Below are 25,697 nucleotides of genomic sequence, written 5' to 3' on the forward strand. Positions count from 1 at the left end.
TCGACTTCAGGACGCGCACAGGGTGAGCACCGCACGCCCTCCGCTCCTTCACCACCTCGGTACCCGCCGTGCGTCGGCAGGCGGTCTCTTGTCACCCAGGGACGAACCCGGTTCCCAGGAGACTCATCTCGCGCACACAGAACGGCGATCCACCCGGTACTCCCCCTGGCCGCTGCCATATTCGAAGCCACTTTCGGAGGTGGCTGTGACGCGAGAGGCGACAACTTCCCGAGTGAGGCAGACCGCGACGCGCGTGCCCGACGGCACCGCCGAACGCCTCGCCGGTCTGGAGAGCCGTCGGGCCCGGGCCGCGGCTCCGGGCGGGCCGCGACGGCGCGGGGAGCACGGCGCCCGCGAGCGGATCGACCTGCTGCTGGACGCGGGCTCGTTCACCGAGACCGGCCTGTTCGTCCGGGGCCGGCCCACCGGGGACGGCGCCCGTCGACCGTACGGCGACGGCGTGATCACCGGTTACGGCACCGTCGACGGGCGTCCGGTCTGTGTGTTCTCCCAGGACTCCACGGTCTTCGGCGGCAGCATGGGCGAGGCGTTCGGTGAGAAGACGATCGCCCTGATGGACCTCGCCCTGAAGACCGGCTGCCCGGTCGTGGGGCTCAACGACGGCGGCGGCGCCCGCATCCAGGAGGGCGTCGCCTCGCTCGCCCTCTACGCCGAGCTGGTGCGCCGCAACGTCAAGGCGTCCGGCGTGATCCCGCAGATCTCGGTCGTCCTGGGGCCGTGCGCCGGCGGAGCCGCGTACTCGCCGGCCATCACCGACTTCACCGTGATGGTGGACGGCGCCTCGCACATGTTCGTCACCGGACCCGACGTCATCGAGGCGGTCACCGGCGAACGCACCGGCGCCGAGGAGCTGGGCGGCGCCCGCACCAGCAACACCGTCAACGGCAACGCCCACTTCCTCGCCGCCGACGAGGTGGACGCCCTCGACACCGTACGCGACCTGCTGTCGTACCTGCCCGCCAACAACCTGGAGCGGCCCCCGCAGTACGCGCCGGCGGCCGCGGGCGTCGGCGCGCGGCTCGACGAGGTCGTCCCGGACCGGCTCGCGCAGGCCTACGACATGCGGGACATCCTGCGGGCGGTCGTCGACAACGGCGAACTGCTGGAGATCCAGGAGCTGTTCGCACCCAACATCATCTGTGCGCTGGCCCTCGTCGAGGGCGCGCCCGTCGGGGTCGTCGCCAACCAGCCGCTGCACGCCGCCGGGGTCCTCGACATAGACGCCTCCGAGAAGGCCGCGCGCTTCGTGCGGTTCTGCGACGCGTTCGGCATCCCGCTGCTGACCTTCGCCGACGTCCCCGGCTATCTCTCCGGGGTCCGTCAGGAGCAGGCCGGGATCATCCGGCGCGGCGCCAAACTGCTGTACGCCTACGCCGAGGCGACCGTTCCGAAGGTCACCGTGGTGGTGCGCAAGGCCTACGGCGGCGGGTACGCGGTGATGGGCTCCAAGCATCTGGGCGCCGACATCAACCTCGCCTGGCCCACGGCCCGGATCGCGGTCATGGGCGCCGAGGGCGCCGTCGGCGTCCTGCACCGGCGCGAACTCGCCGCCGCCGACGACCCGGAGGCGTTGCGCGCCCGCCTCGTCGCCGCGTACGAGAGCACGTACGGCACCCCCTATCCCGCCGCCGAGCGCGGATACGTCGACGCCGTCATCGCCCCGAGCGACACCCGCGCCCAGGTCTGCCGTGCCCTGCGGGCGCTGCGCGGCAAACGCGCCCCGATGCCGGAACGCCGGCACGGCAACATCCCCCTCTGACCCCGCCCCTCCCCGCCCCACACACCTGCCCGCCCCCACACACCTGCCCGTCCCGCGTTGTGACCCGTCCCGCGATGTGAGGAGCCGTCTCCGATGGACACCCCCCGCCCCCCGCTCGCGCCCGTGCACCGGAACCTGCCGGAGTACGTGCGGCACTGGGCCGAGACCGCCCCCGACCGCCGGGCGTTCACCTTCGTCGACCATCCCGCTCCGCACGTGCGGGGCGTCCACCGCACCCTGACCTGGCGCCGCCTGGACCTGCGCGTACGGGCTCTGGCCGCCCGCCTCGCCGAGGAGGCCGCGCCCGGAGCGCGGGTCGCGCTGCTGTGCCCGCAGGGCAGCGAGTACGTCACCGCGTTCCTCGCGACGCTCGCCGCCGGGCTGGTCGCCGTGCCGCTGTATCCGCCCGGTCTGCCCGGGCACGGCGACCGTCTCTCCGCTGTTCTCGCCGACGCGCGTCCGGCCGCCGTCGTGACGACGAGCCGCGCCCTCGACGAGGTGCGGGAGTTCTGCGCGGGCGCCGCGATGACGATCGCCGCCGCCGACCAGGTGCCCGACGCCGCCGCCGAGGACTGGCGGCCGGTCGTGCCGGACGACACCGCGGTCGCCTACCTCCAGTACACCTCCGGTTCGACCCGCACCCCGGCGGGCGTGGAGATCACCCACGCCAACGTCGTCGCCAACGCCCGTCAGGCACTGACCGCCTACGGTGCCGACGACCGTCCCATCACGTGTGTGGGCTGGTTGCCGCTGTACCACGACATGGGGCTCGTGCTGAGTGTCGCCGCACCGGTGACGCGGGGTCTGCTGTCGGTGCTCATGGACCCGGTCGCGTTCCTGCACGAGCCCGTGCGCTGGCTGCGGCTGCTCGCCGCGCATCCGCGCGCGGTGAGCGCCGCGCCCAACTTCGCCTACGACTACTGCGCCTCGGCCGTGACCGGCGCGCAGAAGGAGGGCCTGCGGCTGGACGGTGTCGCCGCGCTGATCAACGGCAGCGAGCCCGTCCGCCCCGGCACGGCCGACGCCTTCCACGCCGCCTTCGCCGCCCAGGGACTCGCACCGGACACCCACTGTCCGTCGTACGGGCTCGCCGAAGCCACCGTGTTCGTCAGTGCCGCCCGGCCCTGGGAGCCGTTGCGCCGGTTCGCGCTCGACCGCGACGCCCTGGCCACCGGGAAGGCCCTGCCCGCCCGGCCCGACGATGCCACGGCCGTGCTGCTCGCGGGCTGCGGTACCCCGGCCGGCCAGCAGGTCCGCATCGCCGATCCCGTGTCCCGCGCCGCGTTGTCCGAGGGGGAGGTGGGTGAGATCTGGGTGCGGGGCCCCAACGTCGGGCGCGGCTACCGGAACCAGGACCGGCTGACGGAGCGCGTCTTCGGTGCCGCGTTCGCCGACGCGGCCGGCGACACGGCGGACGACGCGCACGGCTCGGGCGGCTGGCTGCGCACCGGTGACCTCGGGACGGTCCTGGACGGCCAGTTGATCGTCACCGGCCGGCTGAAGGACCTCATCGTCGTCGACGGCCGCAACCACTATCCGCAGGACGTGGAGGCGACGGTCCAGGAGGCGCATCCGGCCGTGCGGCGCGACCGGCTCGCCGCCTTCGCCGTGGCGGGACCCGAGGGTGAACGCGTGGCCGTCGTGGCGGAGCACGTACGGAGCACGGGCCTCGCCGGGATCGACGTACCGGCGCTGGTGCGCGCGGTACGGGCGGCCGTGTCCGCCCGGCACGGGCTGCGGCTCGCCGACGTCGTCCTCGTGGAGCCGGGCACCGTGCCCCGTACGTCCAGCGGCAAGGTGTCGCGGTCGCTGACCCGCGAGCGGTATCTGGCGGGCGCCTATGCGGCGGGGACGGCCGAATGAGCGCCGTCGACGAAGGAGCGCTGCGCCGGCTGATCGCCGGACGGGTGGCCTCCTGGAACGGCACGCCTGCGGCGGACGTCCCCATGGACCGGCCGCTGGCGGACCTCGGCATGTCCTCGCGGGACGCGGTGGTCCTGGCCGGGGAGCTCTCCGGGGCCACGGGTCGTGAGCTGCCCGCGACACTGCTGTGGGAGGCGTCCACCGGCGACGCCCTGGTGGCGCACCTGTGCGCCGGCACGGCGACACAGGCCGATCCCCCGGCCGTGCTCCCGGCCGTTCCGGGGCTGCCCGGTGAGCCCGTCGCGGTCATCGGGGTCGGCTGCCGACTGCCGGGGGGTGTGCACGGTCCAGGCGACTACTGGCGGCTGCTGAGCGAGGGCGTCGACGCGATCCGGCGGGTTCCGCAGGACCGGTGGCGTGACTTCACCGCCTTCCCTCCCGCCGACGCTCCCCTGTACGGCGGCTACCTCGACGACATCGCCGGGTTCGACGCGGACTTCTTCCGGATCACACCGCGCGAGGCCGCGGTGATGGACCCGCAGCAGCGGATCCTGCTGGAGGTCGTCCACGAGACCCTCGACCACGCGGCCGTCCCCGCCGCGTCCCTCGCCGGCACCGCCACCGGCGTCTTCGTCGGCGTCTCCGCCCCGGAGTACGGCGCTCTGACCGGCGCGGACCCCGCCGCCGTCGACCCCTGGGCGCCGGCCGGCGGGGCGTTGAGCGTGACCGCGGGGCGGCTGGCGTACGTGCTGGACACGCGGGGGCCGAGCATGGCCGTCGACACCGCCTGTTCGTCCTCGCTGGTCGCCGTGCACCACGCCTGCGTCAGTCTGCGCACGGGCGAGGTCGACACGGCGATCGCCGCCGGCGTCAACGTGCTGCTCTCCCCCGCAGTCACCGTCGCGTTCCGGCGAGCCGGTGCCCTCGCCCCGGACGGACGGTGCAAGCCGTTCTCCGCGGCGGCCGACGGCATCGGGCGCGGCGAGGGCTGCGCGGCCGTGCTGCTGAAGCGGGTGTCCGACGCCGAGCGGGACGGCGACCGCGTCCTCGCCGTCGTCCGGGCCACGGCCGTCAACTCCGACGGCCGCTCGGGCGGGCTCCTGGCACCCAACCCGGCGGCCCAGCGAGCCCTGTTGACCACGGCCTACGCGCGGGCCGGGCTCGATCCGGCGCACATCGACCTCGTCGAGGCGCACGGCACCGGTACCCCGCTCGGCGACCCGATCGAGGCGGGCGCCCTCGGCGCCGTGCTCGGTGCGGGCCGCGACGCCGACCAGCCGCTGCTCCTCGGCTCCGTCAAGGGCAACCTCGGCCACCTGGAGTCCGCCGCGGGCATCGCCGGGCTGGTGAAGACGGTGCTCGCGCTGCACCACGACCGCGTTCCGCCGTCCCTGCACTGCGCGGAGGGCAGCGCCCTGGACGACATACGGCTGCGGGTGGTGAGCGAGCCGGAGCCGTGGCCGCGCTACGGCGGCACGGCCACCGCCGGGGTCTCCGGATTCGGCTTCGGCGGCACCAACGCCCATGCGGTGCTGGAGGAATGGCGACCGGGCGGCCCGCCGCCCCAGGCTCCGGCCGAGGAGCCGGCCGCCCGTCTCCATCTCCTCTCCGACCTCGACACCGCACGCGTCCGGGACACCGCGGCCCGGCTGGCCGAGTGGCTCCGTACGCCCGAGGGGAGTGCCGCGCGCCCCGCAGACGTGGCGCGCACGCTCGCGGGGCGGGCCGGGCGCGGCCGCGTGCGGGCCGCCGTCGCCGCCCGCGACCGTCACGAACTCGCCGACGCCCTGGCCGCGTTGGCGCAGGGGCGGCCCCACCCCCAGGTCGTCACCGACGACCGCGGGCTCGCCGGGCGGGGGCCGGTGTGGGTCTTCTCGGGGTACGGCAGCCAGTGGGCCGGCATGGGGCGTCGTCTGCTGGCCGAGGAGCCCGTCTTCGCCGCGGCAGTGGAGAAGCTCGACGCCCAGCTGGCCCCGGAGTGCGGTCTGTCCTTGTACGACTGTCTGGCCTGCGGTGCGGCCCTCGATCGCGTGGAGGTCGCCCAACCAGTGCTGTTCGGCACTCAGTTGGCGCTCGCCGAGCTGTGGCGCGCCCAGGGGGTCGAGCCCGCCGCCGTCATCGGGCACTCGCTGGGCGAAGTGGCCGCCGCGGTGTGCGCGGGCGCGCTGGACGTGTCGGACGCGGCCCGGGTCGTCGCCGTACGGGCCCGGCTGCTCGGCGGGCTGCGCGGCGGCGCCATGGCTGTGGTCGACCTCGAGGACGATGAACTCGACGCTCTGGAACGGGAGTTCCCCGACGTCCAGGTCGCCGTCCACTCCTCGCCCGTCCAGAAGGTCGTCACCGGCGAGGAGCCGGCGGTCGCCCGGCTGGTGCGAAGGCTGGAGCGGCAGGGGCGGGCCGCCCGCGCCATGCGGGTCGTCGGCGCCGGGCACTCGCCCCAGGTCGACCCGCTTCTGCCGGAGTTGACCGAGGCCCTGGCCGAGGTCCGGGGCGGACGGCCGCGCGTCCCGGTGTACTCCACCGTCCTGGACGACCCGCGTGGCGACGGGGTGTTCGACGCCGCCCACTGGGCCGCGAACCTGCGCCGGCCCGTGCGCCTGGACCGGGCCGTCGCGGCCGCCGCGGCCGACGGCCACACCGCCTTCGTCGAGATCTCACCCCACCCGGTCCTGACCCGGGCCGTCACCGACACCGCGCCCGGCTCCCTCGTCCTCGGCACGCTGCGCCGCGACGCCGACGACCGCACCGCGTTCCTCACGCGGGTGGGTGCCCTGTACGCCGCCGGCGGACGCCTGCCGCTGCCGTCCGGCCGTGTCATCGACCTGCCGGCACCGCGCTGGCGGCACGGGCGGCACTGGTGGACGGACGGGCGTCCGACGGCCGTGGCGGTCCCGGCGTCCGTACCGGCGGCGGTTCCGGCGGCGGTTCCGGCGGCGGTTCCGGCGGCGGTTCCGGCCGGGGAGGGGGAGACGCCGCAGGACGTCTCCGCCTTCGCCCGCCTGCGTCACGCCATCACCGCGGTCACCGGCCACCCGGCGGCCCGCATCCTGCCCACCACGACCCTGGCCGACCTCGGCCTGGACTCCCTGATGGCCGTCCGCATCCGCACCGCCCTCGAACGCGAGTTCGGGATCGAACTGCCCCTGCGCGAACTGCTCGGCGCCGGCACCGTCGGGAAGGTGGCCGATCACATCCGACGGGCGCTCGCCCCAAGGGAGGCGGACTCGCCCTTGCGACCCCTGCGCGCCGGCGGTTCGCGGGCCCCGCTCTTCCTCCTGCACGCCGCCGGCGGCACGACCGACGTCTACGGGGCGCTCACCGGACGGCTCGGGGACGACCGGCCGGTGTACGGGCTGGAGCGAATCGAAGAGGCCCGGACGGTGACCGCGAAGGCGCGCCGCTACGCCGAGGCGATCACCGCCGTCCATCCCGACGGCCCTTGCCTGCTGGGCGGTTGGTCCTTCGGCGGGTTCGTCGCCCAGGAGACCGCACGGCAACTCACCGCCGCCGGACGGGACGTGGAGCTGGTCGTGCTCCTCGACTCCGTACGGCCCCTCCCCCGGCCCGGCGTGACACCGGCCGACCGGATCCGCGCCCACTTCAGGGGCTTCGCACAGCACGTCGCCGACGCCTACGGGGTCCGGCTGGAGCTGCCGTACGACGAGCTCGTCGCGATGGACGACGACGGCGACCGTATCGACGCCGTGCTGCGGGCCCTGCGCGAGGCAGCCGACGTGCCGGCCGCCGCCCTGGAGCACCAGCGGACGTCCTACCTGGACCTCAGGATCGGCGAGGCCCATCGACCGGGGCCCTACGACGGGCGGGTGGTCCTGTACCGGGCCACCGGGCCCGCTCCGCACACCGTGCGCGACCCCGCCTACGAACGGGACGACGAGGCGCTGGGCTGGGACGAGGTGTGCCCGTGCCTGACGGTCGTCCGGGTCGCGGGCCACCATCTGTCGCTGCTCGACCCACCGCACGTCGACGAGATCGCCGCCCATCTGCGGCACGCGCTCGCCGAGCAGAGCCGCTGAACCGTACGACGAGGAGCCGCCATGTCCCACCCCACCACCGGAGTGTCCCGACGGGCCGTCACCAAAGCCGCGGCGGCCGTCGGTCTGACCGCGCTGTTCGGCGCCCGGACCGCCCCGGCCCGGGCCTCGACCCGGCTCGGACCACGCACCCTGGACGTCACCGTGTCCTCCGCCGCACTCGGCCGCAGCGCACCGGTACGGCTGATCCTGCCGTCGGACTTCGACACCCGGCCCGGGCGGACCTATCCCGTCCTGTACCTGCTGCACGGCGCCCACGACGACTACACCTCCTGGACCCGGGAGACGGACATCGAGGCCTTCACCGAGGGCCGGGAGCTGATCGTGGCGATCCCGGACGCGGGCCCCACCGGCATCCCCACCGCCTGGCGCGGCGGTCCCGACTACGAGACCTTCCAGCTCCAGGAGATCCCGGCACTGCTCGCCCGGGACTACCGGGCGTCCGGCGTGCGGGCCGTCGCCGGGGTCTCCACCGGCGGCTACGGCGCGATGGCGCACGCGGCACGCCACCCGGGCATGTTCGCCGCGGCCGCCTCCTACAGCGGCATCCTCGACACCACGGCGCCGGGCGTGCCGCCGATCGTGGACGCCATCGTCGCCCGCGAGAACCTGCTGCCCCACTCCCTCTGGGGCAACCCGGTGCTGAACCTCCTCACCTGGCGCGACTTCAACCCCCGCGCACGGGCCGCCGGGCTGCGCGGCACCGGCCTGTACGTCTCCAGCGGCAGCGGTGTGGCCGGCGGGACCGGTGACTGGCTGCCCGAGGCCCTGGAGAGCGCCCTGTGGCCCTCCGCCCACGGGTTCACCGACACGCTCGCGCTGCTCGGCATCCCGGTCACCACCCACTACTACACGGGAGGAGGACACAGCTGGACCTACTGGAAGCGGGAGTTCACCGCGTCGTGGCCGATGCTCGCCCGTGCGCTGGGGGTGCCGGAGTGATGTCGGTGCCGTCGGGGCACGGAACGGAGCGCAGGGGACGTCCGTCCAACACGGGACAGTCCCCTCGCCCCACGGGCAACGGCCCGCGGGTGAGCCGCTTCCGGGTGAAAGGAGGGTCCGCCGTGGCTTCCCCCACCCCGCACGAGGTGCCGGACGAGCTCGGAGCCGCACCGGTGCCGCCGGGTCTGGCCGAGCTGCTGCGCGCCGAACTCGAGGCCGTCGCCGACGACGTGGAGGAGGAAGTCCGCAGACAGGTCCCCGAGTACGCGCGGCCGGCCGACGGCGCGTACGGCAAGAACCTCAGGTCCGCAGTGGTGCAGGCGCTGACCCTGTTCGTCGACCACATCGCTGACCCGCGCCGGCAGGCCGGCTCGATCGCCGCCACGTACTACGAGCTCGGGCGCGGCGAGGCGCTGGAGGGCCGCAGCCTGGACGCGCTGCAGTCGGCGCTGCGGATCGGCGGGCTGCACGCCTGGCGGCGGCTGGGCCGTACGGCGGAGGAGCTCGGGCTGGACTCCACGGTCGTGGCCGCGCTGGGCGAACTGAGCATGCGGACGGTCCACGAGGTCGCGGAGGCGGCCGCGGCCGGGTACGCGGAGGCCCAGCTGCGCAGTACGGACGAGCTGGAGCGCCGCCGCAGGCGCCTGCTCGACCTGCTCCTGGAGGAGGGGCCGGTGTCCCTGGAGGCCGTACAGGGGATGGCGCACGGCGCTCGCTGGTCGGTGCCGCGGCACGTCGCGGTCGTCGCGCTCGCGGCGACCCCGGAACAGCGGGAGGAGGACCGGCCGCTCGCCGCGGCCGGGGCGTTGGTGGACATGGAGTCCCGGCCGCCCCGGATGCTGGTGCCCGACCCGGACGGTTCGGGCCGCTTCGGCGGGCGGGCGTTCGCCCTCGCGCTGCGCGGCCGTCCGGCGGCGGTCGGCCCGACGGTGCCGCTCACCGAGGCCGCCCAGTCGCTGCGCTGGGCCACCCGGGCCCTGGGGCTGATGGGCCGCGGGGTGCTTCCCGGGCAGGGCGTGGTGCGGTGCGCCGACCATCTGTCGACCCTGCTGCTGCACGGCGACGAGCCGCTGCTCGCCCGGTTGGAGGCACGGGTCCTCGCGCCGCTCGACGCCGTCTCCGAGGGGCAGCGCCCCCGGCTCGCCGAGACGCTGCTGGCCTGGCTGCTCTGCGGCAGCAACGTGCCCGACGTCGCCACCCGGCTGCACGTCCACCCACAGACGGTCCGCTACCGCCTGCGCCAGCTGGAGAAGCTGTTCGGCGACGTGCTGCACGACCCCGGCACCCGGCTGGACCTCATCCTGGCGCTGCGCGCCGAGGAACTGCGGGGCCTGAGCGACTGTGCCACGTGAGGTAATTCCCCGCTCACTCCGGTGCGCACATCGGGGCTCACGTCGGCAACAAAAAGCCGGGAGTTTCTGAATTCCCGTCCATAACACCCCGCCGGTGAATGCCAATACGTTCGGGACGTCCTTTTCCCAGGCGCGTCATCGCGCCCCACCCGCAAAGGATCCCCATGCGTATGCGCTTGTGCCTCGCCGTGCTCTCGCTGCTCGGCGGGGCCGGAATGGCCACCCTCACGGCGCCCACGGCATCCGCCGCCGCCTGCTCGGACATCGACGTCGTGGCAGCCCGTGGCACCTTCGAACCGGGCACGCTCGGCCTGATCGTCGGCGACCCGGTGTATTCGGCCCTGCAGAAGAAACTGGCGGGCAAGAGCCTCTCCAGCTACAAGGTGAACTACCCCGCGGACCTTTCTCTCACGTCGGCCGCGCAGGGCAACGCGGATCTGGTGAACCACGTCAACAGCCAGGCGGCCGCCTGCCCGAATCAGCGATTCGTCCTCGTCGGCTATTCGCAGGGCGCGAACGTCGTCGACAACTCCATCGGCATCAGCAGCGCCGGCGCGGTGGTCGGCAGCCCCATCGTCGCCACCATCCCCGCCGCTCTCGAACCGAGGGTCGCCGCGGTGCTGCTGTTCGGCAACCCGATCCGGGCCCTCGGCAAGAACGTCACCGGCACCTACCAGAGCCGCACCATCGACTTCTGCGCCCAGGGCGACCCCATCTGCGAGAACGGCGGCGACGACGTGCTGGCGCACCTCGGCTACACCGCGAACGCCGACGCGGCGGCCGTCTTCGCCGCGGGCAAGGTCTGAGCCGCCACCCCACGCTGAAGGGCCCGGGAGGAGCTCCTCCCGGGCCCTTCTTCCGTGCGGGTGCGGCCGGCGCCGGCTACCGGGGATCCCGTGCGAACTCCGTGAGGCCGGCCGAGACGGGCTCGGGCCGGCCGTTGTTCTGCACCGGCGCGGCGGTCAGCACGTCGAGGTGCTGGTAGCCGTCGGCGACGATCGGGTGCAGGTCGGCCGGGATGCGGCCGGCCAGCAGCCCGTCGCCCGCGAGCACGGTGAGCGTCGGGTTGGCGGTGAGCCCCTCCGGGTGCGCGACGAGCCGCTTCACCTGCGGCGAGTCGGCCAGTTCGAGATCGGTGACGAGCTTGGTCGGGAAGTACTGCTCGGTGAAGTCCAGCGGCTGCTCGGCGAGGCTGCGGGCCAGCTCCCGAAGGTCGGTGACCTCCTTGTCGGCGGCGGTGAACGGGGTGCCGTCGGCGGACCGGTACCCCGGGTCGTCGGGGTCGCCGACGCGGTCGTAGTCGCGCCAGGTGTACAGCGGCCCGTGCGGCCGGTCCGGGATGGCCTTGTACGCGACGCCGAACAGCCCGGGCTGCCGGTCACCGCCGTTGGCGACGGGGAAGCTCTTGTCGGCGACCGGCCCGCCGTCGAAGAAGCCGACGCTGCTCTGCAGGAACGCCAGCGGTACGGAGTTGTCGTCCAGCAGCGCTCCGAGCACCGCCGCGTTGGTGAGCCGGAAGTCCTTCACCGCGGGTGAGCCGGTGAGGAAGGCGGCGGTGTCCTTGGAGAACAGGAACCGGTTGGTCGCCTCGATGTTGGTGGTGGAGGGGAGATAGGCCGGCAGGTCGGCCTCGCCGCCCGGATCCCGTACGGCGCCCACGCCGGCGATGGCCAGCAGCGTCATGGTCTCGGGGTTGAGCAGGACCGGCGCGGACAGCGAGCGCGACAGCAATCCGCTGTCGAGCCCGGCCTGGACGACACCGTAACCGAGGCCGATGTCGGGCAGGTTGGTGTCGTCCGGGATGCTGCCGCTGAGGTCGGCGAGCGAGGTGGAGACGGTGGTGTCGAGGGCGAAGTAGCCGGCGCACTGGTTGTAACCGGCGTCGGCGGTGGTGGCCCGGTCGCCGTCGAAGTCGGCTGCCGCGAAGTAGCCGGTGACGACCCCGCCGAGCGAGTGGCCGCCGCACAGCACCTTCCGCTTGCGCACGCCCTGGTCGGGCAACTCTGCGGCGAGCAGGTCGTACTGGTCGCGGACGGTCTGCTCGATGCCGAGCTTCGCCATCCACCCCAGGCGCTCGTTGCCGACGAAGCCGGCGAAGGTGCGCCCGTCGACCTGCCTGCCCCGGTAGTAGTAGTCGACGGCCGTGTGCTGGTCGCCGGAGTCGGTGCCGGTGTGGTCCTCCAGACAGTTGGAGCGCCGGTCCAGGGCCCAGAACTCGATGTGCCGGCCCTGCTCGGCGGCGCGTGCCACGGTGTTGCGGGCGACGCCGTCGAACGCTCCGGCTCCCTCCAGGATGCCCGGCTGGGCGAGAAGGATCCGGTCCGCGTCGGCCGAGGCCGCGGGGCCGTCGGCGGAGCGGTAGCGCAGGTACGACAGCCAGTCGCACGCCGCCGGACGCGCCCCGAAGGAGGCCGGCAACGGCGCCTTCACCCGCACCACCGACTCCGTCACCCCGGCGACCGGACCCGTCGACGCCACGGGCGTCTCGGTCCTCCCGGTCTCCCCCTGGGCGCTCGGGGCGGCGGCGGTGAGGGTCCCGGTGGCCAGCAGCACCGCCAGCACGGCGCTGCGCAGGGCTTTCGCGGTTCTTCCTCTGCTGCGACTCGTGTTCATAGCCGGACCGTAGAACCGTGCGGAGCGTTCGATCGCGCAGTGCTCACAAGAACTCAAGCCCGGGCGGCGCCTTTGTCAGAGCCGGACGAACGGGTTCCGAACCGCCGTGCTCCCGGACGGGAGCGAGCCCCCGCACGCCGGTCGCGTACGGGGGCTCGCCCCTTCAGTCGTGGAACTCGCCGGGCGGGACCGTCAGCCGACGCTCACGCCGTAGTAGCTCAGTGCCTCGGTGACCGGCTGGAAGAAGGTCGTGCCGCCGGAGGTGCAGTTGCCGCTGCCGCCGGAGGTCAGACCGTAGGCCACGGTGCCCGAGTACAGGGGGCCGCCGCTGTCGCCGCCCTCGGCGCAGACCGTGGTCTGGATCATGCCGTAGACGACGTCGCCGCTGCCGTAGTTGACCGTGGCGTTCAGGGCGGTGACCCGGCCGCTGTGGGTACCCGTGGTGGAACCGCGGCGGTAGACCGTGGTGCCCACGCTCGGGGTGGCCGCGCTGGAGATCGTCTGACTGCCGACCGAGCTCGGGTGGGCGACGGACGTGTTGGTGTACCGCACCAGCGCGAAGTCGTTGGTCGGGAAGCTGTAGCTGACGTTCGTGCCCAGCGTCGAGCTCTGGCCCGAGTTGGAGTACCAGGTGGAGGCGACCTCACCGCAGTGACCGGCGGTCAGGAAGTAGTAGGTGCTCCCGCTGTGCACGTTGAAGCCGAGCGAGCAGCGGTAGCCGCCGCCGTAGATGGCGTCGCCGCCGGTGATCAGCTTCTTGAACTGGCCCGGGGTGTGCTTGATCGTGAGCGCGCCGGCGTTGCTGCCCGCCTGCTCCTTGATCTTCGCGATCTCGGCCTTCGAGACCGTGCTGTCGACGGTGACGACGAGCCGGTTGGTGTTGCTGTCGACGGCCCAGGCGGTGCCCGGGACGTCCGCGTTGAGCACCGAGGTGCTCGCGCTCTTGAGCTGTGCGGTACTGAAGGTGGCGGTGTCCGCCGCGCTCGCGTTGGGGATCGCGATGGCGGCCGCGGCCACGAGTCCGGTGGCGACGGCGGTCAGCCGGGTCCGTCTCGAGATGCCGCTCGTGGGGGTGGTGGGGGTGGTGCGCTTGATCCTCACGTTTCGTTCCCTCCCAGGGGAAGTCGGGGGCCCGTCGTGTGGGGTCGGGGCCCGTGAGGCGCAGCCAGGACCGACGTTCGTCCGGATTCCGGACACGCCGTGACCCTGACAAGCGCTGAGGGGGAGTATTCGGCCGAACGGCCGGTCGGCGCAAGGGCGCCTTTCGGCCGTCAGACCTTGAACGAACTGCGTGAGTTGACCCCTCTCGCAGCCCTCTTTCCCCAGCTCGGACCAGGTTGCGCCGCCCTGCCTCGACCACCACGTCACAGGTGTTCCCCGACGGCGGGACGGGGCAGCTGAAAGCGTCGGCGAAGGTGCACGAAGGCAGTACAGAAGGGTTGACGCGACCGTCGTGCGTCCGTCCGCGTCGGGTGCGCCGGGGCGCGGGACGCCGGATGTCCGGAAGTCGACCGTCCGGATAGCCCTCCGCCCACGCTCGATCAGCTCTTCCCGTGGGGTCGGGCAGCCCGAGGCGCGGGCGCAGGGTGGTTCCCTCGTATTCCGTGCGGAACGCGCCGCGCCACTGGAGCAGCGGCACCACCCGGTCGACGAACTCGTCGAGCCCGCCGGGCCTGAGGTGCGGTACGAGGGTGAAGCCGTCGGCGGCACCCTGCCCCACGAACGTCTCCAGTTCCGCGGCGACCGCCTCGGGCGTGCCGATGCGACTGCCGGGGCACCCGCCTCGCTCACGGTCCGCCGGATCGACAGCCCGTTCTTCTTGGAGCGTGCCCGCCTCTTCTCGGCCCCCTCCGTCAGGGCCCGCCTCTTCTCGCACTTGGCCCAGGCATCCGCAGCAGTGGCTGGTCACCCGCTGCCACATCGACTTCGGTCGCGTGTGGTCCTGTTCCTGTTGAGCCGACCCACTGCGCGGCCGTGTTCGGGGCGCCCCTTGACGTTCTCTCCTCGCCAGTTTCGCCTTCGCACCCGCGCCCTCCCCTCACCCTCGCGCCACCGCCGACCGACGCCTGGGCGCGGCCCGGACCCCGATCACCCGATCCATCAAGGCACCCAGTACATCCCGAACGGACCCCCGCTCCCGCGCGTCGCACTCCAGCACGGGAATGTCCGCGCCGAGCCCCAACGCCTCCCGGACCTCCTCCAGTTCGAACCGTTCGGCCCCGTCGAAGCGGTTCACCGCGAGGACGAACGGCGCGCCCTGGGCCTCGAAGTAGTCGAGGGCGGGGAAACACTCCTCGATGCGCCGGGTGTCCGCGAGGACCACTGTTCCCAGCGCGCCCTCCACCAGGTCGTCCCACAGGAACGAGAAGCGGTCCTGTCCGGGCGTCCCGAACAGATACAGCGCGATGGTCGGATCGAGTCTGATCCGCCCGAAGTCGAGCGCGACGGTGGTCGTCGTCTTGGACTCCACGCCCTCGAGCGAGTCGACGCCCACCGACACCTGGGTGATCGCCGCCTCCGTGTCGAGCGGTTCGATCTCGGAGACGGCCCCGATGAAGGTGGTCTTGCCGACGCCGAGGCCCCCGCTCACCACGATCTTCACGGCGAGCGGCACGGTCTTGTCAGAGCGCCCGGGCATGGGTCCTGGTCCTTTCGAGCGTCCGCATCCTTGGCGGGAGATACGGCCCAGGGATGCTCGCCGCTCACCGTGGCAGCGTCCGCCACGGACGATGAGCGCGTACACACGGCACGTGACGCCGCGTCAGCACGAGCAGTCGCAGGCGCAGCACTCACAGCACTCGCACGCGTCACAGCAGCCGCAGTCGCAGTCGCAGCCGTCGCTGCACCATCCCTCACGCCTCTTCCTCGACCACGGCCCCTCGAACTCGTCGGCACAGCACGCCTTGCAGGTGCAGCAGAGCCCGAGCGCGACCGCGCACCCGGCCCAGAAGCCCCGCTTGTCGGGGCGCGGCGGCTCACCGCCGAAGGGGTTGCCGGGAGCGCTCGGATCCGCCGGTCCCTGTGGGGCGTACGGCCCAGTGGGCGGCCCGAAGGCCCCTTCCGGCCCGTGTGCGTGCCCGCACGAGGAGGTCCCGAACGCCCGGTCCACCGACCGCTCCAGCTCGTGCGCGAGCAGCAGATGCGCGAGCCTGCTGTCGGCGAACTCCACGTCGCGCAGGGCGAGCCGGATGCCATGCAGGGCGTCGTCGGCGAGCCGGCGGGCCTCGGGGAGCGGGGTGCCCGTGGCCGTCAGCGGGTTCCAGGCACCCGCCGCCGCGTCCGCCGCCCTGTCCTCGACGGCGTCCAGGAGGTGGGCCAGCCGTCCGAAGAGGCGGCCCGCCTCGGCGAGCGGCGCGGCGTTGGCCGGCCGGCCCGCCAGGACCGCGGTGTGCGCGAAGGCGGCGGCGGTGGCTGTCTCGGTCGGCTCGGTGACCGTCAACAGCGGGGTGCCCGGTCCGGCGAGCGCCTCGATGCCGACCTGCCGGTCCACCGCGTCGACGAGGACGGCGGTGTCGAACCCGACGGCGGCCCCGCTCCGTTCCCCGGCCCGCCCCCAGCTCGCGGCGACCCGGCGCGCGGCGACGGCGACCGGCCGCCGCGCCAGCAGCCCGTCCCCGTCGGCGACGTGGTCGCGCACCTTGGCCGAGGCGAGCACCAGCGAGACGGCGGCCGCGAGCCGGGCGCCCTCACCCTGCGCGACGGACGCGGTGCGCATCCCGCGGAGCGGGCACGGTCCGGCCGTCCGCCGCCACCCTCCGGCTGCGGTGCGCTCGGCCTGAGCCTCCGTCAGAACCGATATGAGCAGCCCGTCGTAGTTGGTGACGACCCGCGCGAACTGCCCGTGGTCGCCGCGCAGCGCGAGACAGAGCCCGCACAGGTGCGCCATCCACTGGGTCTTGAGGCCCTCACCGAGCCGGTGACTGCACGGCCTGACGATTCCGAACACGACATCCCCCGTCGTCATCGAGACATTGAGCTGCCGCATGCTATCGACCGATTGTCACGCCGGATCGGGGGCACTCGGTTCACCCGGACGCACCGTCCGTCACCCATCCGCCACGAAGAATCATATTTCACTCACAGTCAGCAGCCGTACGCGGTACGACCCTTGGGAGACGCGGGCTCTCGACGGATTCGCTGTGCACCAGTACCGTCACAAACCCCCCGCGCGGCGTCTATCCACTTGGCGCGACATCCGCATCATGGACGACCATGGGGAATGCGGAAAGCAGAATGACCGCTGTGAGAGGAGGCGTCCATGGGATCGGTGCGCAAGGCGAGTGCCTGGCTTGGCCTCGTCGACGACAACGATGACGAGCGTTACTACGACGACGACTATTCCGAGGGGACCGACTCCGGGGACGCCTGGGTCACCGACCCCCGCGTGAAGGTGGCCACGGACACGGCCGAGGAGAAGGGCCGCCGGATCGGCACCGTCACCCCGGACAGTTTCCGGGACGCGCGGGCGATCGGTGAGCTGTTCCGCGAGGGTGTGCCGGTGATCATGAACCTCACGGCCATGGAGGCCGGGGACGCCAAGCGCGTCGTCGACTTCGCGGCCGGGCTGATCTTCGGCCTGCGGGGTTCGATCGAGCGGGTGTCCACCCGGGTGTTCCTGCTGTCCCCCGCCAACACGGAGATCGTGAACGGAGACCCGTCCGCGCATCGGACGGACGGTTTCTTCAACCAGAGCTGAGGCAGGGCCGCTCACCGGCCCTGCCTCGGCCCCCGGGCCGGGTCAGCGGAAGGCGTCGAGTCCGGTGAGCGCCTTGCCCAGCACGAGCTGGTGCATCTCGACGGTGCCCTCGTAGGTGAGGACCGACTCGAGGTTGGTCGCGTGCCGCATGACGGGGTATTCGAGCGAGATCCCGTTGGCGCCGAGGACGGTACGGGCGGTCCGGCAGATCTCGATCGCCTCCCGTACGTTGTTGAGCTTGCCGAAGCTGACCTGCTCGGGACGCAGGCGGCCGGCGTCCATGCGCCGCCCCAGATGATGGGCGAGCAGAATCCCCTTGTGCAGCTCGACCGCCATGTCGGCGAGCTTGGCCTGGGTGAGCTGGAAACCCCCGATGGGCCGCCCGAACTGCTCGCGGGTCTTCGCGTACTCGACGGCGGTCTCGAAGCAGGAGCGCGCCGCTCCCATCGCGCCCCACACGATGCCGTAGCGCGCGTGGGACAGACAGCTGAGCGGTCCGCGCAGCCCGGTGACCTCCGGCAGGACGGCGTCCGCGGGCAACCGCACGTCGTCGAGCACGAGCTCGCTGGTCACGCTGGCCCGCAGGGACCACTTGTGCTTGATCTCGGGCGCCGAGAACCCCGGAGTGCCGGCGGGCACCACGAAGCCGCGGATCCCGTCGTCGCTCTGCGCCCAGACGACGGCCACCCCGGCGACGGACCCGTTGGTGATCCACATCTTGCGGCCGTTGAGCACCCAGTCGGAGCCGTCCCGCTTGGCGTACGTCCGCATGCCCGCCGGGTCGGAGCCGTGATCGGGTTCGGTGAGCCCGAAGCACCCGATGATCTCGCCCGCGGCCATCCCCGGCAGCCAGGTCCGCTTCTGCTCCTCGCTGCCGAAGCGGTGCAGGGCGTACATGGCGAGGGAACCCTGCACGGAGACCAGGGACCGGATGCCGGAGTCGGCGGCCTCGAGTTCGAGACAGGCGAGGCCGTACTGCACGGCACTGGCGCCGGCGCACCCGTATCCGCTGAGCGACATCCCGAGCGCCCCGATGGCGCCGAGCTCGCGCGCCAGCTCCCGGATGACCGGCAGCTCCCCGCGCTCGTACCACTCGGCGACATACGGCAGCACCCGGTCCGCCGCCCAGCCGCGCACGGTGTCACGGATCGCGAGATCCTCCGGCTCCAGCAGTTCGTCGATCCCGAGCGGATCGGCGGGGTCGAAGGGGGGCAACTTCGAGGACGCGGACATACGACAGCCTCCGGCAGGAACCAAAAACTAGCACCGCTAGTCACGGTGCCCCGGCGACGTTACGACGCGACGCCCCACACGTCCAGTACACGCCCGACACATCCCGTGCGCGCACGGCACGTGCATACGCGCCCCGCAAGGCGCAGCCGCCGACGGCGCGCCCCACGGGCGACGCCCACCTCCTGTCCAAGAGTCACGGGCAGCACGCGGGTGGGGGACTCACACGGAGACGCGGGACTCCGCGGCCTCCCTGGGCCCCGGCAGCTCCACCGAAGGGGCCTCGCACTGCATGACCCGCGGCAACCGCAACGCCATCAACGCCCCCAGCAGCAACAACCCCGCACTCACCAACAGCGTGACATGCAGTCCGTGCACGAAGGAGTCCCGAGCCGCCCGACGCAGGGCGCCCCCGGCCGACCCCCCGAGCCGCCCGGCGACCTCGTAGGCCTCGCCCAGCGAATGCCCCGCCGCGGAGGACGCCGGCGCCGGCACGCCCGGCACGGACGCGAGTCCAGGCGCGTACGCCGCGTTCATCACACTGCCCAGCAGCGCGATCCCGATCCCCGCCCCCAACTGGTACGACGTCTCCCCGATCGCCGCCGCCCCGCCCGCCTGCTCCGGCGGAGCCTCGCTCAGCATCGACTCGTACGCCGCGAACAACGTCGTCTCCAGGCCGAAGCCCAGCAGCACGAACCCGGCCAGCAGCAGCCCCGCGTTGTCCGACCCGCCCATCGCGGTGAGCGTCAGCACCGCGACCGCGGTGAGCACGAACCCCCCGCACACCATCCTTCGCGGCCCGAACTGCCGAAGCAGCCGCGCCCCGGCCAGCCCCGCCGCCATCGCGGCGAAGGTCAGGGGCAGCAGTCGTAGGCCCGTCTCCAGAGGGGACAGTCCCAGCACCAGCTGCAGGTACTGCGCCGCGATCAGCTCCAGGCCGACCAGCGCCAGCATCGCCAGCACGATGCACCCCACCGACGTACTGAACGCCGGCCGCCCGAACATCCGCAGGTCCACCAGAGGATGGACGCGACGCCGCTGACGTCGTACGAACACCACGATCAGCACCGCGCCCACCGCCAGCGGCACCACGGTGAACGGCCCCAGTTCCCCGCCGCCCAGCCGCTTCACGCCCAGCACGACGGCGAACAGCCCCACCGCCGCCGTCAGCGCGCCGACCACGTCCCACGGGCCGTCCCCCGCGCCCCGCGACTCGGGCAGCAGCATCCGGCCCACCGGCAGGCTGACCAGCATCAGCGGGATGTTGACGAGGAAGACCGAGCCCCACCAGAAGTGTTCGAGCAGGAAGCCGCCGAGCAGCGGACCCACCGCCGCGCCCACCGCGGCCACCGCGCTCCAGATGCCTATCGCCAGCGCCCGCTCCCGCCGGTCCGGGAACACCTGCCGCAGGATCGACAGCGTCGCCGGCATGATCATCGCGCCGCCCACGCCCAGCAGCGCCCGCGCCACGATGAGCACCTGCGCGCTCCCGGCGAACGCCGCCAGCGCGGAGGCGACGCCGAACAGGGCGTATCCGAGCAGCAGGATCCGTCTGCGGCCGACCTTGTCGCCGAGCGTGCCGAAGAGGATCAGCAGCGAGGCGCAGACCAGCGGATAGGTGTCGACGATCCAGAGCAGCTCGATCGCGCCGGGCCGCAGGTCCTCGGTGACGGCGGGCACCGCCACGTGCAGCACGGTCGCGTCGACGGCGACCAGGAGCAGGCTGACGCACAGCACCACCAGGACGACCCAGCGGTTGGCACCGGCCCCGGCCGCCCGACGGCGCAACCCAGCGGCGGCCATGGTCGTCCCGGACATGTACGTACCTCCCAGGTGATCCCTCGGTTCGGCGGGCTCACGGAGTGGGGACTCCCCGCGACTCGGCCGGAGAGGAGCGGTGGTCTCCGGCCCGCGCAAACGAACACGAGTGGAACGCAGCGTACGCGAGTTCGCGCCAGGGCCACGTGGCGGACCTCTCACCGTCCACAGGCAACCCGTGTGGCGTACGCCACTTCCCAGGCGGCTTCCGGTGTCACTTCCCGCGCATTTCCGGCGCCGGCCCGCACTCCCCGGCGGTCCCCGTCGCCGAGCACCCCGTCGATAATCGAGCCCGTGACCGATCTTGAGACGCGCGTGACGCCCCCCGGCTCCACGGCCCTGCGCCGGGCGGCCCCCGCCCTCCTGGGGTACGCGGCCGTACGCGCCCTGGGCCTGCTCGCCCTCTTCCTGTGGAGCGCCGCCCGCGACAAGAACGCGTACACGCTGCTGACCGCCCGCTGGGACGCCCTCTGGTACACGAGGGTCGCCGAGCTGGGATACGGGTACGAGGTCCGCCTGCCGAACGGCGACGTCCACTCCAACCTCGCCTTCTTCCCGCTGCTGCCCTGGCTGGAAAGACTTCTGCACGCGGTGACCCCGCTGTCGTACGCCGACGCCGGTTTCGTCGTGTCCCTGCTCGCCTCGCTCGCCGCGGCCTGGGGGATCTTCGCGGTCGCCGGTCACGTGTACGGGCACCGGGCCGGGGTGTGCGCGGTGCTGGTGTGGGCCGTCCTGCCCGTCGGGATCGTGCAGTCGATGGCGTACAGCGAGTCGCTCTTCACCGCGCTGGCCGCCTGGTCGCTGTACGCGGTGCTCACCGGCCGGTGGGTGACCGCGGGGGTACTCGCGTCATTGTCCGGGCTGACCCGCCCGGTGGGGCTCGCGGTGGTCGCGGCGGTATGGACGGCGGGCGTGACGTCCTTCCTCCGTCACCGGAAGCCCTCCTCCTCGGCGGCCTCGATCGCGCGAACCCGCAGCACGGCGCCCGAGCCCGGCGCGCATGCCGCCAGGCGCGCCCTCGGCATGTTTCTCGCGCCCCTCGGCGCCGTCGGATACGTCCTGTGGGTCGGCCACCGCACCGGTAAGGGCCCCCTCGGCTACCTCGACGTCCAGGCGGGCTGGCGCAACGGCTTCGACGGCGGGTACGCCTTCGCCCGCTTCGTCGCCGACAAGTTCACGTCGTTCCCGTCGGCCCTCGCCGGCCTCGGACTGATCATCGGCGTCGGCCTGCTGCTGTGGCTGTACGCCGTCTGCGTACGGCAGCGCCAGCCGCTCCCGCTGCTGGTGTACGCGGGTGCCGTCCTCGCGCTCGCCCTGTGCGCGTCGAGCTACTTCGGCTCCAAGCCGCGCCTGCTGCTGCCCGCCTTCCCCCTGCTGCTGCCGCTCGCCCTGGCCCTGGCCCGGCTGCGGACGTCCAGGTCGGCACTGGTGGTGGGGTGCGTCGCGGTGGCTTCCGCCGTGTACGGCGCGTGGTGGCTGAACGGCTCGGGTCCTCCGTAAGAGATGTCCTGCTTTTCGGTGAACCTTTTCATAAGTTCCCTAAAACTATCCCCTGGAATGATCAAAGGAATTGCAGGGAACGGCCCTCGATGATTAGTGATTCCAGAGGAATTAACACCCCCCTGAGAGCAATCCCACATCACATCGTCATCACAAACCGACGGAATCAGCCGGGTCTCGAGCTCACTCGCTGTAACGTCGTTTAGGTGCGTACCGAACAAAACCTCACCCGTCTGGACCGGGTGTTCGCGAGGCTCGACCGTGAGCCGGAACGACCGGCCCACATCGATGTGCCGAAGATGAGCAGGCACCGGGTCGCCCTGCTCGTCGCGACTCTGGCCTTCTACCTGGCGATCGTGTGGCTCGTGGTGATCACCTCGTGGCTGGTCCGCCTCGACTGGCAGGTCATGTTCTTCCGGCCGTACCAGCAGTGGCCGGAGATCCACGCGTTCCTCGACTACTACGTCGTCCTGGGCCAGCGCGGTCCGACCGCCGTGATGGTCGCCGCCTGGCTCGGCTGGAGATCCTGGCGGCAGCACACCCTGCGCCCGATGCTCACCCTGGGCGCCTCGCTGCTGCTGCTGAACATCACCGTCGGCGCCGCGAAGCTCGGCATGGGCCGGCTCGGACCGCACTACGCGACCACCATCGGCTCGAACGAGATGGGCCTGGGCGGCGATATATTTCCCAGCGGCCACACCGCCAACGCCGTCGTGACCTGGGGAATTCTGGCGTATCTGGCCTCCACGCCGAGGGCGCGCCGCTGGCTGTCCGCCGTGTCCGCGGTGGTCTCGCTCGGCGTCGGCCTCACCACCGTCTACCTCGGTACGCACTGGCTGAGCGACGTGGTGCTCGGCTGGGCCGCGGGTCTGCTGGTGCTGCTCGCGCTGCCCTGGTGCGAGCCGCTGATCGCCCGCGCCGAGGTCTCGATCTTCGCCCTGCGCGACCGCCGGCGTGCGCGTCGCGCCGGGACGGTCCCCGCTCCGGCTCCGGTTCCGGCGGCGCCCGTCGCCGTACCCGTGGCGCTCAAGCCGCGCGTCACGGCGCAGGACGAGGCGCCCGCGGCCCACGAGCCGGTCGCTCCGGCCCGTTCGCCGCGTGCCCCGGTCTACCTGGCCCCCGGCCCGCACACGACCCGCTCGGAGCGCACCCCGGTCACCCCGGTCGGCAGCCGCCGCCCACCGCACTCCGACCGCCTCCCGCGCGGCACGACGGCCTCGACGGCGGCCGCCCGCCCCCTGACGGGCGGCTGACCTCCGCGAACACGCCCCACCACGGCGGGCCCCGGTACGCACCGCCCGGTCCCGCGCACGAAGGCCCCGGTTCCCGAAGCAGGAACCGGGGCCTTCGCCGTACCTCTCAGCCCTTCGTACCCTTCAGCCCTTCGTACCTCTCAGCCCTTCCAGGCGCGGGCCACGTGACCTTCGCGCACCTCGAAGTTCAGCCGCCCGAAGCGGTACTCCATGGTGACGATCGTGCCGGGCGCCAGCGAGCGCACCGTCGACCACCCCCGTTCGCGCGCGAGCCGCTCGGCCCGTGCGGCCTCCAGGCCGACGTACCCGTCCGGATTGTCCTGGGGCTCCGCTGGCGGAGTGGGATTCGGTGCCATACCGCCACGCTAGGCCGCGAGCCGCGTCCCGGGAACCCCGAACCGATGCCGTGGATCACTCCGGTCACACTTCTGTCACAGGATCACGACACGTGTTTCGACCGCCATGACATCAGTCGCCGCACAGCGGATCGTCACAGGTACGAGCGGTTTCGTACGCCTTACGCGTGTATTCGAACGCAATTCCCGCGCGTCGTCCGGCCATCCCGAATATCGCCGTGGAAAGCGCACGGAGAACCGCACCCGGACCCCGTCGCATTCCCATTCCGCGCGGATCACGGGAGCTGACTGCTCATAGGAAATACACGACTCCCCCCCACACCCTCCGTACGCCCCGTACGTCCCTGTACGCCCCCGGTCGGCGAGCGCGGCGGGACCCCGGGTGTCTCACGGCGTGTAGGCCAGTTGCGGTACGTCGAAGCAGGTGGTGGTCATCTCCCCCTGGGTGACCCACCCCTTGCCGTCCTGCCAGCGGGCGACCGACAGACAGGTCCGCCTCGTCCCGGGCGGCTCGGCGAGCCGTTCGAACCGCACGGGGAGCAGCAGCCCGTCGGCGTCGTACCCCTGGCTGCGGTTCATGAAGGCGTCGACGCACGCGCGCGTGACGCCGTTCTCCGCGCACGACCTCGCCGCCTGTGTGAACCATCTCGCGGCCGCCCACCCCTCCAGTTGCCACTGGGAGTGCGTCTTCAGGCCCTTGGTGGCGTCCCGGAACTCCCGTACGGCCGGCTGCGAGGTGTCCTCGTGGTTGCGGCTCGCTCCGGTGGCCCACAGGACATTGCGGCAGTTCGGGGAGTCCCTGTAGTCCTCGGGGACGGTGGAGGTCCAGTTCTGTACGTTCGTCACCTTGGCGGTGACCTTGGCGGTGACCTGGTCCATCGCCTCGCACAGCCGGGCGTTGCCGTGCGTGTCGAGGGCGTCGAAGACGAGGTCGGCGCCCTGCTCCTTCAGGTCGGCCGCGGCGGCGCGGAAGTTGGGCAGCGCGAAGTCGACCTGCTCGCTCACCACCTTGTACCCCTCGGCCGAAAGGCCCCGCTCCACGAGCCGGGCGTAGGCGGCGGACGCGGACTGGTTGTACGAGACGACGGCGGCCGTACGGGCGCCGTGCTCGCGCTTGAAGTAGCGGTAGACCTCGGTGCCGCCGTACAGCTTCCCGTCCCACCCCGGGGTGCCGTCGCGAGGCGCCAGGCTGCCGTAGATGCCGTACAGGTGCGGCCAGGTGTCGTAGGCCGCGCCGATGGGCTGGCCGCCGATGTCGGGCACGCGCGCGTGGGAGACACGGGAGGCGCCCGCGTAGTCCAGGGCGGTGGTCGCGACCAGGGCGACGACCTTGTCCTCGTCGAGCAGCCGGTGTACGCACGTGTTGTTGCCGACGCCGCTCCCGCCGTCGTCGCACAGCCGCACCTCCACGCGGCGGCCGTCGATGCCCCCGCGCGCGTTGAGGCGGTCGAAGTACGCCTGGGCGCCGTCGCGGGGGCCGGTGAAGGCGCTGCCGCCGACCGGGCTGGTGGCGCTGGTGATGATGCCGACGCGGACGGCCGCCTGTGCGGGCGTCGGGGAGCGCTCGAAGTCGCTCTGCGGCAGCCGGCTGCCGCAGGCCGCGCTCAGCAGGAGCAGCAGCGCGGCGCCGGCGGTCTCAGCAGCCCGGAACCGACGACGAGCCATCGCCGCTCAGCCGGACCAGCGCGCAGAGCGCGGTGACGGACACCTTCCAGGTGCCGTTCTGGAGGACGGCCTTGCCGGAGGCGTTCGGCAGGGCGGTCGCACCGTTGAGGGTGAGGGTGTACGTCACGGTCGCCTCGGTCGGTGAGGTGAACTCGACCTTCCCGACCTTCGCCGCGACCTGTCCCCCTCGCTGGTCGCCGCTGTAGGCATGCAGCATCGGGCCCATCTGCTCGCCGTTCTCCAGGACGGCCTGCTTGTCCTTGGTGGAGGTGGCCGGGTCGAAGAACTTCTGCCAGTTCTGCCGGATCTGCTGCTCGGCCGCCGCCCGGTCGGCGGGCGCGGAGGCCGGCGCGCTCGTCGTCGCCGCCGGGGGCGTACTGGAACTGCCCCCACCGCCGTCGTCGCCGCAGGCCGCGAGGACCGGACCGAAGAGGAGGACGAGGGCGGTCGCCAGTGCCGCGCCCCACCGTGCGTTCCCCCGCCTGAGGTCACTCCCGAGAACCATCTGGCTCACCACCGGGTGTCGGTCCGGGCGTGCGCGCCCGGTCCTTTCAGGGTCAGCTTGCAGAAGGCATAG

General features: G+C 72.7%; 18 protein-coding genes and 2 pseudogenes. 9 read left to right on the plus strand and 11 right to left on the minus strand.

Features of this window, described 5'->3' with window-relative positions; translation table 11 throughout:
* Nucleotides 1-232: 232 nt before the first annotated feature.
* From OG289_RS12355 to OG289_RS12380, 6 genes are all read left to right on the plus strand, one after another.
* On the plus strand, nt 233-1,780 hold the full coding sequence (locus OG289_RS12355; protein ID WP_327314052.1) for an acyl-CoA carboxylase subunit beta: 1,548 nt from the start codon (nt 233-235) through the stop codon (nt 1,778-1,780).
* A gap of 93 nt (nt 1,781-1,873) precedes the next feature.
* Entirely contained in the window at nt 1,874-3,643 is a 1,770-nt protein-coding gene (locus tag OG289_RS12360; protein WP_327314053.1) for a fatty acyl-AMP ligase, read from the plus strand.
* Complete coding sequence (locus OG289_RS12365) at nt 3,640-7,677, plus strand: type I polyketide synthase (protein ID WP_327314054.1); 4,038 nt, start codon at nt 3,640-3,642, stop codon at nt 7,675-7,677. The genes OG289_RS12360 and OG289_RS12365 overlap by 4 nt, the downstream gene beginning before the upstream one ends.
* Nucleotides 7,678-7,698: 21 nt before the next feature.
* On the plus strand, nt 7,699-8,637 hold the full coding sequence (locus OG289_RS12370) for an alpha/beta hydrolase (protein ID WP_327314055.1): 939 nt from the start codon (nt 7,699-7,701) through the stop codon (nt 8,635-8,637).
* A 122-nt stretch (nt 8,638-8,759) separates the two neighbouring features.
* Entirely contained in the window at nt 8,760-9,989 is a 1,230-nt protein-coding gene (locus tag OG289_RS12375) for a PucR family transcriptional regulator (RefSeq protein WP_327314056.1), read from the plus strand.
* Nucleotides 9,990-10,153: 164 nt separating this feature from the next.
* Entirely contained in the window at nt 10,154-10,795 is a 642-nt protein-coding gene (locus OG289_RS12380) for a cutinase family protein (RefSeq protein ID WP_327314057.1), read from the plus strand.
* A 76-nt stretch (nt 10,796-10,871) separates the two neighbouring features.
* Here the strand turns inward: OG289_RS12380 and OG289_RS12385 are convergent, their stop codons facing one another.
* The 6 genes and pseudogenes from OG289_RS12385 to OG289_RS12405 form a co-directional block, all read right to left on the minus strand.
* Nucleotides 10,872-12,602, minus strand: coding sequence for a hypothetical protein (locus OG289_RS12385; RefSeq protein ID WP_327314058.1), 1,731 nt, complete (start codon nt 12,600-12,602; stop codon nt 10,872-10,874).
* A 192-nt stretch (nt 12,603-12,794) separates the two neighbouring features.
* Nucleotides 12,795-13,703 (minus strand): S1 family peptidase, encoded by a 909-nt coding sequence (locus tag OG289_RS12390; protein ID WP_327314059.1) that lies wholly within the window; start codon nt 13,701-13,703, stop codon nt 12,795-12,797.
* A 250-nt stretch (nt 13,704-13,953) separates the two neighbouring features.
* Nucleotides 13,954-14,169: pseudogene (locus OG289_RS49640) on the minus strand (DUF1684 domain-containing protein); the annotation flags it as partial.
* Nucleotides 14,149-14,447 (minus strand): annotated as a pseudogene (locus OG289_RS12395) (F420-dependent methylene-tetrahydromethanopterin reductase); the annotation flags it as partial. The pseudogenes OG289_RS12395 and OG289_RS49640, both read right to left, overlap by 21 nt.
* 193 nt (nt 14,448-14,640) lie before the next feature.
* Entirely contained in the window at nt 14,641-15,240 is a 600-nt protein-coding gene (locus tag OG289_RS12400) for a GTP-binding protein (protein ID WP_327314060.1), read from the minus strand.
* A 123-nt stretch (nt 15,241-15,363) separates the two neighbouring features.
* Nucleotides 15,364-16,548: a DUF5685 family protein gene (locus OG289_RS12405; protein ID WP_327320654.1), complete on the minus strand. Its 1,185-nt coding sequence runs from the start codon at nt 16,546-16,548 to the stop codon at nt 15,364-15,366.
* A gap of 312 nt (nt 16,549-16,860) precedes the next feature.
* Here OG289_RS12405 and OG289_RS12410 point away from each other — a divergent pair, with 312 nt between their 5' ends.
* A complete protein-coding gene (locus OG289_RS12410; protein ID WP_310435202.1) occupies nt 16,861-17,298 on the plus strand; it encodes a cell division protein SepF in 438 nt (145 codons plus the stop codon).
* A gap of 42 nt (nt 17,299-17,340) precedes the next feature.
* On the opposite strand, the gene OG289_RS12415 is transcribed toward OG289_RS12410, so the two are convergent.
* Entirely contained in the window at nt 17,341-18,531 is a 1,191-nt protein-coding gene (locus OG289_RS12415; RefSeq protein ID WP_327314061.1) for an acyl-CoA dehydrogenase family protein, read from the minus strand.
* Nucleotides 18,532-18,750: 219 nt separating this feature from the next.
* The gene (locus OG289_RS12420) at nt 18,751-20,346 is read right to left on the minus strand and encodes an MFS transporter (protein ID WP_327314062.1); all 1,596 of its coding nucleotides are present in this window, start codon (nt 20,344-20,346) and stop codon (nt 18,751-18,753) included.
* A gap of 294 nt (nt 20,347-20,640) precedes the next feature.
* Here OG289_RS12420 and OG289_RS12425 point away from each other — a divergent pair, with 294 nt between their 5' ends.
* Nucleotides 20,641-21,846: a mannosyltransferase family protein gene (locus tag OG289_RS12425; RefSeq protein WP_327314063.1), complete on the plus strand. Its 1,206-nt coding sequence runs from the start codon at nt 20,641-20,643 to the stop codon at nt 21,844-21,846.
* A gap of 206 nt (nt 21,847-22,052) precedes the next feature.
* Nucleotides 22,053-23,099: a phosphatase PAP2 family protein gene (locus tag OG289_RS12430; protein WP_327314064.1), complete on the plus strand. Its 1,047-nt coding sequence runs from the start codon at nt 22,053-22,055 to the stop codon at nt 23,097-23,099.
* A 140-nt stretch (nt 23,100-23,239) separates the two neighbouring features.
* Here the strand turns inward: OG289_RS12430 and OG289_RS12435 are convergent, their stop codons facing one another.
* From OG289_RS12435 to OG289_RS12445, 3 genes are all read right to left on the minus strand, one after another.
* Complete coding sequence (locus tag OG289_RS12435; RefSeq protein WP_327314065.1) at nt 23,240-23,455, minus strand: I78 family peptidase inhibitor; 216 nt, start codon at nt 23,453-23,455, stop codon at nt 23,240-23,242.
* Nucleotides 23,456-23,842: 387 nt separating this feature from the next.
* Entirely contained in the window at nt 23,843-25,120 is a 1,278-nt protein-coding gene (locus tag OG289_RS12440; RefSeq protein WP_327314066.1) for an ABC transporter substrate-binding protein, read from the minus strand.
* Nucleotides 25,092-25,625 (minus strand): hypothetical protein, encoded by a 534-nt coding sequence (locus tag OG289_RS12445; protein WP_327314067.1) that lies wholly within the window; start codon nt 25,623-25,625, stop codon nt 25,092-25,094. The genes OG289_RS12440 and OG289_RS12445 overlap by 29 nt, the downstream gene beginning before the upstream one ends.
* Nucleotides 25,626-25,697: the final 72 nt, after the last annotated feature.

The organism is Streptomyces sp. NBC_01235 (assembly GCF_035989285.1).
Classification (GTDB): domain Bacteria; phylum Actinomycetota; class Actinomycetes; order Streptomycetales; family Streptomycetaceae; genus Streptomyces.